Genomic DNA, 12,371 nt, shown 5'->3' with positions numbered 1-12,371 from the left:
CCTGTCACGAAGATGGAGTAGTAATGGAGGCAAGAAGAGTAACCACACTATCGATGTTAATAGCGATAGGTTCTGTACTTTATCTTCTAGAAACCCTCATACCTTTTCCTTTGCCAGTTCCAGGCGGAAGATGGGGCTTCTCAAATCTTGTCTTGTTATTAGCTCTATCAGGAATGCCATTCAAAGACGTTATCGCCATTTCTATTGGGAAAACCTTCATAGGCAGCCTCTTAACAGGAAGACTAGCAACACCTGGATTCTTGATGGGGATTTCGGGAGCTTCTACATCGGCCTCAGTTATGTGGCTACTTAGCAAAACAGAGAAATTCGGCTTGATAGGAATCAGCCTTGTCGGTGCTTCTGTCAATAATTTCACTCAATTGCTGGTTGCTTCAACGATAGTTGTGAAAAGCTTTGAGATCGTTTTTCTTTACCCTTACATGTTGCTTCTTGGATCGATATCGGCAGTAATCAATGCTTATATTGCATTTGAAGTCATTCGAAGGATTGGTGATACTCTTTGGCAAGACTGATATTAGGTTCATCTTCTCCCAGAAGAAAAGAGCTCTTTCGGCTACTAAGAATCCCCTTTGAGATCGTCCCTCCCGAAGGAGTTGAAGAGAATCTCTCTGAGAGATACTCCGAAGCTGAGCTTTCGGAGCTATCTCACAGAAAGGCCCAAAACGTCTATCTCAGACGTCCCGATTCAATAGTTGTGGGAGCAGATACAGTAGTTGTGCTAGATGGATTTGTGCTTGGAAAACCAAGTTCTGTTGATGAGGCGTTCAGGATGCTTTCGTCCCTTACAGGAAAAACTCACTCAGTATACACATCACTGTCAGTAGTTTCCGAGAAGATCGCCTTCGAGTTTATTGAAGAGACCGAAGTCACTTTCAGAGAAGTACCTGAGAGAGTTTTGCGAGAGTATGCGGAAAGCGGCATCTCTCTGGACAAAGCCGGCGCATACGGAATACAGGATTACGGCGCACTCTTCGTGAAATGCATCTCAGGAGACTTTTACAATGTGATGGGATTACCAGTTGGAAGGCTATGGCAGGAGCTTCATTCGCGGGGGGTAGAATAAAATGGACACCCAATTGATGCCAAGGGAGAAACTGATAGAATACGGTGCCGGCTCTCTCACCAATAGTGAACTAATAGCAATTCTGCTGAGAACAGGAAGCAAAGGCAAAGGTGTAATTCAGATGAGTGAAGAGCTTCTCAACTACTATGGTTCGTTGACTGCGCTTCTTTCTGCTGAGGTATCTGAACTCATGAATATCAAAGGCCTCGGCACAGCAAAAGCCGTGTGTCTGAAAGCCTCTCTTGAACTAGGGCAGAGAATCTTCAGAGAAATGTCGGAAAATACAAGGGTACGTCTTGACGAACCGGAGGGTGTCTACTGTCTTTGCCATGATATGGCCTTCATGGATAGGGAGACAGTAAGAGTGATTTCTTTAGATACCAAACTGAACTACAGAGGTCTCAACACTGTGAGCATAGGAATTCTGGATTCTTCCCTTCTTCATCCCAGAGAGGTCTACAAACCCGCCATCAGCAGAACTGCCGCAGCAATAATCCTCGTCCATAATCACCCCTCCGGTGATCCATCTCCCAGCAAAGAGGACGAAGGCATTACCTCTAGGATTAGAAACGCTGGAGAAACTCTCGGAATTAAGATGCTGGATCACGTTATAATAGGAAGCGGCAGATACTATAGTTTTGCAGCAGGAAAGGTCTTCACAGCGGAGGTGGCGCATAATGATTTCGAGAGAAGAGGCAATGCTTCTTATAAGAAACAACATACATTCAAAGAATCTAATTAAGCACGTACTTGCTACTGAGGCGGTAATGAAAGCTCTGGCTGAAAAGCTGGAACAGGATAGAGATGTTTGGGCTATGGCAGGGCTTCTCCATGATCTTGACTACGAATTCACAAAGGATAATTTCAATGAACACGGTAACAAGTCCGTGCAGATGCTTGAAGGAAAGGATCTTCCCAACGAAGTGAAAGATGCTATTCTAGCGCACTGTGATAAGAAGGAGAGGGAGTCACTTATTGAGAAAGCCATTTATGCAGCCGACCCTGTGACAGGGTTCATAGTAGCTGCCGTCCTTATCAGAAAAGGAACCCAACTTGTCGATATTGATGTCGAATTCCTCTTGAACAGATTCAAGGAGAAGTCGTTTGCTAAGGGCGCAAGCAGGGAGCAAATGGCAAGTTGTTCAGAATTTGGAATTTCCCTTCCGGAGTTTCTCTCTCTTTCCTTAAGAGCTATGCAGGGAATTTCAAATGATTTGGAGCTTTGAGATTTCAAAAAGAGTGAGAGAAGGAAAGGTGATGCGATGATTAAAGAATCAGTTAGGAACGAAATCAGGAGATACAAGGAAGAATACTCCCCTGTTGTTAGAGAACTGCCCGATAAACTAAATGTCTCGAGATTCATCGACCATACTCTTCTGAAGGCCGACGCAACACCAGAAATGGTAAGAAAGCTTTGTGAAGAAGCTATGCGTTATGAGTTCTGGAGTGTCTGTGTGAATAGCGGATACATTCCTTTGGCAACTAAGTTGCTCGCAGAAAGTGATGTAAAAAAGACGGTTGTTGTGGGATTTCCTTTGGGACAGATGTCAAGTGAAGCAAAAGTTTTCGAAGCTTCATGGGCCTCTGACAATGGGGCAGACGAGTTTGACATGGTGATCAACGTGGGCCTTCTGAAGGCTGGAGAGTACGAAACCGTTTTTGATGACATAGTTAAAGTGGTAGAATCGGCTCATGGAAAACCTGTTAAGGTGATTTTGGAAACTTGTTTGTTGACCGTAGAAGAGAAGATCGCTGGCTGCGTTATTTCGAGAGAGGCAGGTTCCGCTTTCGTGAAGACTTCTACCGGTTTCTCCTCAGGTGGAGCAACTATAGAAGATGTTTCGCTTATGAAATTTGTGGTCGGTGACAAATGCAGAGTAAAGGCCTCCGGAGGTGTCAAGTCAAGAGAAGATGCTCTCAAAATGATAGTCGCCGGCGCAAACAGGATAGGTACAAGTTCTGGTATAAAGATAGTGACTGGAGAATCAAATGATAATTGGGGGGGTTATTAAAATGGATTTCTGCACACTACCAGTTAAAGACTTCTTGAAGAAAGTTGCTGAGAAATCTGCAACTCCAGGAGGCGGAGCAGTAGGTGCGGTCGTAGCTGCTCTCGCAGCGTCATTAGGGTCTATGGTTGCGAACTTGACCATTGGCAAGAAGGGATACGAAGATGTTGAAGGTCATATGGAGTCCGCTTTAGAAGTCTTTGAGTCAGAAAGCAACTACCTATGTGATCTTATGAACCGCGATATCCAGGCGTTCGACCAGGTGATGTCAGCCTATAAGATGTCAAAGGCCACAGATGATGAAAAGAATAGCAGGGAGATGAAGGTTCAGCAGGCTTTGAAAACAGCAATAGAAGTGCCTTTTGATCTCGCCAGACGCTGCAAGAATATCATTTTCAACGTCGAACGACTTGCCAAGTGGGGGAACTCAAATGTGCTTTCGGACGCAGAAAGTGCCGCTCACCTTCTTCATGCGGTTTACAAAATAGCTAAAGCCAACGTAATGATAAACATGAAATCTCTTAAAGACCCTGATTATGGCTCGTGGGTAAATGAAGAAATGAAGCAGTTGGAAAAACAGATAAACGCTTCCTACGAGAAAATCATCGAGATAATCGGGAAGCGAAATGGTTGAGCTGAGCATCAGAGCATCTAGCACCGAATCAAAGGCAAGAACCGGCATTATTAGTACTCCTCACGGAGAGTTTGATACGCCAGTGTTTATGCCGGTTGGGACCAATGGAACAGTTAAGGGAATATGGCAAGACCAGCTCCATGAACTCGAAGCAAGAATAATACTTGGCAACGCTTTTCATTTGTTCTTGCGCCCGGGGCTCGATATTCTACGAGATTTCGGTGGACTTCACAAGTTCATGTCTTGGGGTCATTCAATCCTAACGGATAGCGGGGGGTTCCAGGTTTTCTCGCTAAAAGACAAAAAGGTGAGCGATGAAGGAGTTAAGTTTCGCTCACCGCTTGATGGGAGGAGTCTTTTCGTTACTCCAGAGCTTTCGATGGAGATACAAGAAGCTGTTGGATCAGACATTGCAATGGCTTTTGATGAGTGTACTGAACCAAGTGCAACAAAGGAATACGTAAGGAATTCCGTGAATAGAACAACGGCTTGGGCAAAGAGATTTTTGATCGCACATAGAAGGAACAGTAAGCAGTCCTTTTTCGGTGTAGTTCAGGGAGGGTTCTTCAACGACTTAAGAGAAGAAAGCGCTTCTCAAATAACCGCCATGGATTTTGACGGGTTTGCACTAGGCGGGTTGAGCGTCGGAGAGGATTTTGAGACTACCGAGAGGGTGCTTTCAAGCTCTGTCGAGTTTCTACCGGAGGATCGGCCTAGATATCTAATGGGAGTCGGGACACCCGAACTGATAATGGTTGCTGTCGAAAACGGCGTTGACATGTTCGACAGTGTTCTCCCCACAAGGCTAGGAAGGCACGGGGCAGCTCTTACATCGCGGGGAAGAGTTAACCTGAAATCGGCGAGAAACAAGTTGGACAGATCTCCTGTTGATCCATTTTGTCAATGCAAAGTCTGTTCAACATACAGTAAAGCGTACATTCATCACCTTTTTACGAGGGATGAGATACTTGGAAAGACTCTGTTGAGTTACCATAACATCAGCTTTCTTATGCAGTTCGTGAAGAAGATCCGAGAGGCTATACTTGAAGATAGACTGGCTGAATTCAAAAACTACTGCCTAGAAACCGGCCTTATTCAAGCAGTTAATCCAAAGACTTCTGAAGAACGTATGGGGTGATAAGATGAAGAAGCTCTTGATTTTAGTGGTCGTATCTCTTGGTGTGGTTACTGCGGCATTGAATCCATTCTCGCTTCAAACAGGAGGAAATGGCATACTGGCAAAAGGGTATAGTTCGGGATTTGGAAGTCCATCAGATCTCTATGGAGTACTCAATTCAGCATTTTCATCGAGCTTTGTTGAACTCACCACAACCGCTTCCCCTTCATCAAATGAGCGTGGACTATACGTTCAGTTATTTGAGGACTCCGATGACGGAATGGCTGGAATGCTTCAGTACTATATGGATATTGGCAAAACGTCAAGTATTAGGTCTCTCAGCTACATGATATCTGGCGAACTTGGGCCCCTAACTGCCTATGGCGTAGATCTACAAATAAACATGTCCACCGCAACAACAACAAACTACGGTGTCGCAATCAAGGGTGGTATTACTGGAAAGGCTTACGAGATCCTGGACTACGTAGTAGCCTTCAGTAGTTCTATTTGGAATAGCGGTTCATCCGCAAATTCGATCGATCTTCTGGCAGGAATACGATTTGTTCCTGACCCTTTCATGATAGGACTTGAATTGGGAACAAGAGAGGGATTGGAAATCAAGTATTTTGGCCTTTCGACACAGTATACATACAACAGTCTTTTTTCGGCTCGAGCAGGAGTCTCGATGAACGCGGATCTTCTCGGAAACATGGATTTTCTTGTCGGAGGAGGAATCGAGGTTAGGGTTGGAGACATGCTTATTACATCCGGAATTGGTACTAACCTCACTAATAAGATCGAATCTATTAGTTTCGAGAGAACCTGGAGTGTGGGGCTTCTTGGCCGGTGGTGATTCTTTATTTACTAATCCTTAGTACCTAGCGTTTTCCGAGGTGATAGAATCCATTTACCCGTATAATCCCGCGAATCGGCGCGGGAGTTTCTACAGAAGGCCATAACCTTCTTTCTACGGCGTGCATTAATACTACCCCGCCTGGGGGTTTTTTCTTTCGGAGGCAAAATGGACAGGATTATTGTTCTTGACTACGGATCTCAATACACGCTCCTTCTCGCTCGACGAATACGAGAAATCGGTGTTCTTTGCACCGTAACAACTCCGGACTGCTTCACATTCGACAACAGCATAAGAGGCGTTGTTCTTTCTGGCGGCCCGCAAAGCGTCTATGAAGAAGGCTCTGCTGATGTCCCTGAACAACTACATGAACTCTCCGTGCCTATCCTCGGAATATGCTACGGAATGCACCTGCTGGCAAAACGAATGGGAGGGTTTGTCTCACGCGGAATTCGTGGCGAGTATGGCCTCACTGCGATATCTGTCGACACTAATCATCTTCGTGGAATCCCTAGTGAGATAGAAGTTTGGATGAGTCATGGAGACGAAGTAACCAGTCTACCTGAGAGTTGTTCAGTCATTGCCCGAAGCAGAAATGGAACGATTGCCGGATTCACGAACGGTAGAGACTTGGCCTTTCAATTTCATCCAGAGGTTCATCAAACTCAATATGGAAAGGAGTTGATAGAAAAGTTTGTACTTGGCATATGCGGAGCTTCTCGGGATTGGAAGATCTCTGATTTCGCGAATGAGAAGATTGGAGAGATCCGAAGAACCGTTGAAGGGAAAAAGGTTGTTGGCGGGCTTTCTGGAGGGGTTGATTCGACTGTAGCTGCAGCATTGACAACCAGAGCAATAGGCGACGACTTCATCGGAATCTTCGTAAATCATGGCTTGATGAGAAAGAACGAGGAACTTGAAGTCCCAGGAACTCTGAAGAGTCTCGGTATGAACGTTATAACTGTTGATGCGTCCCAAGAGTTTTTCTTTGCACTAAAAGGGATTGTTGATCCCGAGGACAAGAGGAGAGCGATAGGAGAGACATTCGTCAAGGTCTTCGAAAGAGAAGCAAATAAACTGAGTGCAGACTTTCTTCTGCAGGGAACGATCTACTCTGATGTCATTGAATCCGGCGCATCCTCCAGAAGTGCGGAGAAGATCAAGAGTCACCACAATGTTGGTGGTCTGCCTGAGAATATGAAACTGACGCTCCTCGAGCCAATAAGAGAACTCTTCAAAGATGAAGTAAGGAATCTTGGTAGATCTCTCGGCATAGATGAAACCCTGATTAACAGACAACCCTTTCCTGGACCCGGCCTAGGGGTGAGGATAATCGGCGAAGTAACAGCCGAAAGGGCAAGAATATTAAAGGAAGTTGACTCTATCTTTCTCGAAGTGCTTGAAGAATCGGGCGAAATAGAAAGGATCTGGCAGTCCTTTGCGGTGCTGCTCTCAATTTCAAGCGTCGGGGTTAAAGGTGACAAGAGATCATATGGTTCCGTAGTTGCACTTAGAGCCGTAGATAGCCATGAAGGCATGACTGCTTCCTGGCATGCGCTTCCTCATAACCTTCTTAGAGAAGTCTCTTCAAGGATTACGTCTCGGGTGAAGGAAGTCGGAAGGGTCGTTTTCGACATAACTGACAAACCTCCTGCAACCATCGAATGGGAGTGAGAAGAAGACGGTAACCCAGCCGGACAGCTATTCAGAAAACCAGTGGTGCTCAAAGCACCCTCATTGAGGTAGGTTTGCTTTCCAGTTTTTCTTACGAGAAAGCGCTTTCTGCTCTTTCAATGACCGAATAGATATCCGGGAACAGAAAGATAAGATCGTATAAAAAAGAAGACGCCTTCAGGCGTCTTCCTGGAGCGGAAGACGGGGTTCGAACCCGCGACCCCCTGCTTGGCAAGCAGGTGCTCTACCACTGAGCTACATCCGCATGAAGAGAATCATTCTCTGGTGCGAGAGGAGGGACTTGAACCCTCACAGGTCTCCCCACTGGATCCTAAGTCCAGCGCGTCTGCCAATTTCGCCACTCTCGCTGGTGACTCGCGCGGGATTCGAACCCGCGACCCCCTGATTAAAAGTCAGGTGCTCTACCTGCTGAGCTAGCGAGTCGCTCCCACTTACAGTCTCCAGCCTGCGCTGGCAGAAAGATTATATCATCACATCATCTGCCTATCAAGTGGAGAGAATTATTAAGATAATGTGAAACAGCAAGGATTGGCCAGAACCAATGCTAGTACAAAGAGTCCAAATGAGATGTTACTATCTAGCTAGGAGGTATAGAATGCTGTTACTTGCTGACGTGGGAAACACGACGACCGTTTTTGGTCTCGACAGTGGGAGCAAAATAGAGGCTGTATGGAGGCTTCCTTCTTTGAGGCTCGAGACGGAAGATGAACTATTCGTCATTCTTGAAGGACTCTTGAGGTACGAACAAGCTTCACTTTCGAGTATAAAAGGGCTTTGTGTGGCAAGCGTTGTTCCAAGACTAAACTCAACAATTGATTACTTCGCCAGAAAATATCTGTTGGAACCGGCCATGTTTGTCAAGGCCGATAGGTTTGTTTCTGTCGATCTGGAAACAGACAACCCTTCGGAAATTGGTGCCGATAGACTGGCAAACGTAATGGGCGCGAAGGAATGTTACGGAGCCAACGTAATCGTTGTCGATGTTGGGACTGCAATTACCATAGATATTGTTATGGATGGCGCATTTGCAGGTGGCGCAATTCTTCCTGGACCTGAAACGGCGATGTCTGCTCTCTTCTCCAGGACTGCAAAGCTGCCGGAAGTCGAGCTCTTCTTTGAAGACCACTACTTCGGAACGAGTACTGAGGACAACCTTAGAATCGGTATAGTAAACGGAACGTATTTCGCTCTGCAGGGAATTATTAGCGAAATCGAGAAGCAGTTTGATGTCAAGCCGAAAATCGTTGGAACGGGTGGAAAAGCACGTCTCTTCATTACTGAAGATGGGTTCATAGAAATGGACGACCCTTATCTAACCTTGAAGGGAATAAGATCCTATTACAATCGAGTGAAGTCATTTGAAAAGAATATTACTGATCAATCCTTGGATTGAAGATGTATCAGCCTACGATTACTGGCTAAAGCCTTTGGGGTTATTGTACATATCTTCTGCTCTGAAAACCCTTGGAGTTGAACCGGTCTTAGTTGACTGTCTTGATCGATACGATTCGGACCTTCTCTCATATTCCTCCGGTTCAGGTGAAAAATACTTCGGAACCGGGAAGTTCGTGGAAACCGTTGTTCCAAAACCAGACTGTATAGCTTCCATCCCAAGAAGGTTCAAGAGGTTCGGTTTTCCTGAAGAAGTATTCAGGAGCAAACTGCAACAACTAGACCACGTTGACGGTGTCTTCGTTACTTCTATGATGACGTACTGGCATTATGGAGTGAGCGACACAATAAGGGTTGTTCGCCAAGAGTTGCCGTCAATACCTATTGTGCTTGGTGGGGTCTACGCAACGCTGCTTCCGGAACACGCAAAAAGGAATGCAGGGGCAGATTTGGTCTGTCCCGGAACGGGAATGAAGCCTATAGAGAAGGCTCTGCTATTCCTCGGAATAAACAAATCTGTTCAGTCTGATTGGTTTGATGAGCTTAGTCCCGATTACTCGGCCTACGAATCTCCGCATTATGCTGTTGTAATAACCAGTCTAGGGTGCCCTTTCAGATGCGTTTACTGCGCAAGTAGTTATCTATGGCGCCATTTCTTAAGAAGAGATCCGACAAAGACTGCAGAGCATATCGAGTACCTGGTTAAATCATCGAATCTCTCAGACATTGTCTTTTTTGATGACGCGATTCTTGTTGGTGGCGGTTTCAAGACACTTATGAAAGAAATCGAACATCGTAGCATAAGAACAAGGTTTCACCTGCCTAATGGAGTGCACGCGCGATTTGTAGACAGGGAAACCGCAGATTTGATGTACGCTAATAACTTCAAGACGATTAAAATCGGACTGGAGACTTCAGATCGAGCCTTGCAAACTTCCACAGGGGGGAAAGTTTTTCTTAACGATATCTACAGAGCCGTCGATAACCTCTCAAAGGCCGGATTCACCTACAAGGAGATTAGCGCCTACATCATGCTGAATCTACCTGGACAGAGCGAAGAAGATGTACTGGACTCACTGAGAATCTGTGAAGAGTTAGGCCTGTCCCCAAGTCTTAACGAATTCACGCCTATACCAGGAACTCTGCAATGGAAAGAACTAATTGAAAGAGGTTCATTTGCTGAAGATATTGACCCACTACTTCTTGACAACTCGATCATTCCGCACTGGTGGAAGCAGGGATTCTCGTTGGACACTGTGCAGAGACTAAAAGAAGCGGCGTGGTCATTACGGAGGAAGTTGAGTGGAGAGTGATCTATTTCTCGCATTTGGTAGCAATATCGACAACAGACTGAATTACATCGCGGAAGCTTTCACAAAGCTCATCGAATTGGGATTGCCCCTTTTAGAGGTCTCGTCAGTATACACTACACAACCGTACGGAAACACAGAGCAGGATGATTTCCTGAACTGTGTCGGCAAGTTCCGTTACTCAGGAGATGTCAGGTTACTCATAAGAGATATTAAGTTCATTGAAAATGCTGTTGGCAGAGTTCAAAGATTCAGATGGAGTCCGAGGGAGATTGATATCGATATCTTGCTTCACGGAAAAACGGTTCTCCAGACAGTAGAGCTTACAGTTCCTCATAGCGATATAATTAATAGGAAGTTCGTTCTGGTCCCCTTGCTTGAAATTGATAGGGAGCTTAAGGACCCGAGAGACGGCACTCTCTTTTCGGATCATTTAGAGAGGCTGGGACAGGAGAGTTGGCCTAAGCCCTTCTTGAAAGCCAGACGCTTCAGAGAATTAATCGACCGGGAGGTGAAGAAATGAGAGGCAAACAATCCCGTTTCATCGTAGCGCTATTGTTTCTGGTAATTCTGGTTTCTTCCTGTGGAAGCTCCAGAGTTGACCTGGTACCTGGTAGGTTCGCAGGATTCACTATGAGTGGCTACATGGACATTTCAACGACTACAAGTGTTGGAGGCAGACTATTAGGCTTTACTCTTAATGAAGACTCTCTTCTTCTTCATAAAGAATTCGCAAAAGGAACGAAGGAGCTCAGCATATATATAGCGAAATTCGAGACCGCTTCAGGGACCACAAGTCTCTGGTATTCGCTGATTAGAGAAATTTCAAATGAATTCAGAGCGCTCGTAAGTGCGATACCGTGGATCTATGGAGAATTTTCGGGGAAGATCGATGGAGGATTTGTGAAGACGTGGTTCTCGGGAAAGTGGCTGTATTTGTTCATAGGTAGTTCCAAAGAGGAGGTAAACTCTGCAGTTGATGCCTTCAAAGAGTTCGAAAAGAGTCTGGTGAGATCCGTTGAATCATAAGCCCTACAAAGATCTGAAGACTCACCTGAGGCTTAAGTACGGCGAGTATGTTCATAGAGTCCCACTTGATGCCGGTTTTTCATGTCCTCATAAAGTCAATGGAATTGGAGGTTGCATATACTGCGATCCTTCGGGAAGCGGGTTCTCTGTTGACTCCAGTCTTTCTTTGAGGGAACAGCTCTTTCAAAGAATATCTCTTCTTAGAAAAAAGGGAATTGGAAAGTTCATGGCATACTTTCAGGCCAACTCGAATACGTACGCACCAACTGAAAGACTGAGAACAGTGTACAGAGAGGCTCTCATTGAAGATGTAGTAATACTGGACATTTCGACAAGACCGGATCTTGTGTCGGAAGAAGTACTGGATCTTCTGGAGGAGTTCTCCGAAGAAGTTGACGTTATTCTTGAACTCGGTCTTCAGAGCATTAATCCAAACACTCTGAAAGCTATTAATAGAGGACATACGCTTGCACAATTTGTCGATTCTTCATTGAGAGCGAGAAAGAGAGGTATTGAGGTAGTCACTCACGTGATAGCCAATCTGCCTTGGGATACCGAAGAGGATGTCTGCGAAGCGGCAAGGTTGATCTCAGTACTTGGTATCGAAGGAGTTAAGATTCACTCTCTGTACATTGTTGAAGGCACTGAGCTAGCGAGAATGTATAAGAAGGGAAAAGTGGACCTAGGTACTGCAGAGCAATTTGTGGAGAGAGTCATTCTCTTTCTTGAGCATTTGAACGAAAACGTAATAATCCACAGACTCGTCTCCGATCCGCCGATCGAAGGTACTCTCTTCGGTAACTGGGGAATGTCGAAGATCAAGCTCTTGAATATGATCGAGAGAAAGATGATAATTGAAGGTAGATATCAGGGCATTAAGGCCTTGGCAATCTAATCGGGAAGCGAAACGTGTGACCGCGGAAATTCCGAGGAAAGTCCGGACTCCATGGGCAGGGGCGCTGGGTAATACCCAGGGAGAGTGATCTCCGGAAAGGGCCATAGAAAAGAAGACCGCCTTAGGGCAAGGATGGAAAGGTGAAGGTAAGAGCTCACCGGCTGTCGGGCGACCGGCAGGCCTGGTAACCCCCGTCTGGAGCAAGTCCAAGCAGAAAGGGTCTGAGGATGCCCACCAAATCCCTTTCGGGTAGGATGCAAGAGGGCTATGGTAACATGGCTCCCAGATAGATGGTCACAGTAACAGAATCCGGCTTACGGTTTCGCTTCCCGTTTTTCTTTTTGGAGTGCCTT

At 45.7% G+C, this 12,371-nt stretch carries 13 protein-coding genes, 3 tRNA genes, 1 other RNA gene, 1 pseudogene and 1 riboswitch; of the genes and pseudogenes, 15 read left to right on the top strand and 3 right to left on the bottom strand.

The window, feature by feature from the left end; genetic code table 11:
- Positions 1-23 precede the first annotated feature (23 nt).
- The 9 genes and pseudogenes from RJ60_RS02575 (at position 24) to guaA (ending at position 7,371) form a co-directional block, all read left to right on the top strand.
- A complete protein-coding gene (locus RJ60_RS02575) occupies positions 24-533 on the top strand; it encodes a Gx transporter family protein (protein WP_099828807.1) in 510 nt (169 codons plus the stop codon).
- Positions 521-1,084, top strand: coding sequence for a nucleoside triphosphate pyrophosphatase (locus RJ60_RS02570; RefSeq protein WP_099828806.1), 564 nt, complete (start codon positions 521-523; stop codon positions 1,082-1,084). Before RJ60_RS02575 ends, RJ60_RS02570 begins: the two co-directional genes overlap by 13 nt.
- 1 nt (position 1,085) lies before the next feature.
- A pseudogene (radC, locus tag RJ60_RS02565) lies at positions 1,086-1,721 on the top strand (DNA repair protein RadC); the annotation flags it as partial.
- Between the two features lie 40 nt (positions 1,722-1,761).
- Positions 1,762-2,310 carry an HDIG domain-containing metalloprotein gene (locus RJ60_RS02560; RefSeq protein ID WP_099828804.1) on the top strand — a complete coding sequence of 183 codons (549 nt, stop codon included), beginning with the start codon at positions 1,762-1,764 and terminating at the stop codon, positions 2,308-2,310.
- Between the two features lie 36 nt (positions 2,311-2,346).
- Entirely contained in the window at positions 2,347-3,096 is a 750-nt protein-coding gene (gene deoC / locus RJ60_RS02555) for a deoxyribose-phosphate aldolase (RefSeq protein WP_099828803.1), read from the top strand.
- A gap of 1 nt (position 3,097) precedes the next feature.
- Complete coding sequence (locus tag RJ60_RS02550) at positions 3,098-3,727, top strand: cyclodeaminase/cyclohydrolase family protein (protein ID WP_099828802.1); 630 nt, start codon at positions 3,098-3,100, stop codon at positions 3,725-3,727.
- Positions 3,720-4,865, top strand: a complete 1,146-nt coding sequence (gene tgt / locus RJ60_RS02545) for a tRNA guanosine(34) transglycosylase Tgt (protein WP_099828801.1) — start codon at positions 3,720-3,722, stop codon at positions 4,863-4,865. The genes RJ60_RS02550 and tgt overlap by 8 nt, the downstream gene beginning before the upstream one ends.
- Before the next feature lie 4 nt (positions 4,866-4,869).
- Complete coding sequence (locus tag RJ60_RS02540) at positions 4,870-5,697, top strand: hypothetical protein (RefSeq protein WP_099828800.1); 828 nt, start codon at positions 4,870-4,872, stop codon at positions 5,695-5,697.
- A gap of 38 nt (positions 5,698-5,735) precedes the next feature.
- Positions 5,736-5,834: riboswitch (purine riboswitch) on the top strand.
- A 31-nt stretch (positions 5,835-5,865) separates the two neighbouring features.
- Complete coding sequence (guaA, locus tag RJ60_RS02535) at positions 5,866-7,371, top strand: glutamine-hydrolyzing GMP synthase (RefSeq protein WP_099828799.1); 1,506 nt, start codon at positions 5,866-5,868, stop codon at positions 7,369-7,371.
- A 190-nt stretch (positions 7,372-7,561) separates the two neighbouring features.
- Here the strand turns inward: guaA and RJ60_RS02530 are convergent.
- The 3 genes from RJ60_RS02530 to RJ60_RS02520 all read right to left on the bottom strand — a co-directional run bounded on the left by RJ60_RS02530 (position 7,562) and on the right by RJ60_RS02520 (position 7,815).
- Positions 7,562-7,636 (bottom strand) — tRNA-Gly (locus tag RJ60_RS02530).
- Positions 7,637-7,654: 18 nt separating this feature from the next.
- Positions 7,655-7,739 (bottom strand) — tRNA-Leu (locus tag RJ60_RS02525).
- Positions 7,740-7,815 (bottom strand) — tRNA-Lys (locus RJ60_RS02520).
- A 172-nt stretch (positions 7,816-7,987) separates the two neighbouring features.
- On the opposite strand from RJ60_RS02520, the gene RJ60_RS02515 reads away from it, so the two are divergent.
- The 6 genes from RJ60_RS02515 (at position 7,988) to rnpB (ending at position 12,351) form a co-directional block, all read left to right on the top strand.
- Positions 7,988-8,785 (top strand): type III pantothenate kinase, encoded by a 798-nt coding sequence (locus tag RJ60_RS02515; protein ID WP_099828798.1) that lies wholly within the window; start codon positions 7,988-7,990, stop codon positions 8,783-8,785.
- Positions 8,751-10,097, top strand: coding sequence for a radical SAM protein (locus RJ60_RS02510; RefSeq protein ID WP_099828797.1), 1,347 nt, complete (start codon positions 8,751-8,753; stop codon positions 10,095-10,097). Before RJ60_RS02515 ends, RJ60_RS02510 begins: the two co-directional genes overlap by 35 nt.
- Complete coding sequence (gene folK / locus RJ60_RS02505; RefSeq protein WP_099828796.1) at positions 10,087-10,617, top strand: 2-amino-4-hydroxy-6-hydroxymethyldihydropteridine diphosphokinase; 531 nt, start codon at positions 10,087-10,089, stop codon at positions 10,615-10,617. The genes RJ60_RS02510 and folK overlap by 11 nt, the downstream gene beginning before the upstream one ends.
- A complete protein-coding gene (locus RJ60_RS02500; RefSeq protein ID WP_099828795.1) occupies positions 10,614-11,123 on the top strand; it encodes a hypothetical protein in 510 nt (169 codons plus the stop codon). The genes folK and RJ60_RS02500 overlap by 4 nt, the downstream gene beginning before the upstream one ends.
- Positions 11,113-12,018 carry a TIGR01212 family radical SAM protein gene (locus RJ60_RS02495; RefSeq protein WP_099828794.1) on the top strand — a complete coding sequence of 302 codons (906 nt, stop codon included), beginning with the start codon at positions 11,113-11,115 and terminating at the stop codon, positions 12,016-12,018. The genes RJ60_RS02500 and RJ60_RS02495 overlap by 11 nt, the downstream gene beginning before the upstream one ends.
- Positions 12,019-12,022: 4 nt before the next feature.
- Positions 12,023-12,351, top strand: an RNA gene (gene rnpB / locus RJ60_RS02490) — RNase P RNA component class A.
- Positions 12,352-12,371 lie beyond the last annotated feature (20 nt).

The sequence above is a fragment of the Mesotoga sp. B105.6.4 genome, assembly GCF_002896535.1.
Taxonomy (GTDB): Bacteria; Thermotogota; Thermotogae; order Petrotogales; family Kosmotogaceae; genus Mesotoga.
The sequence above is the reverse complement of the archived record's forward strand: the minus strand, read 5'-3'. Positions and strand labels throughout refer to the sequence as shown.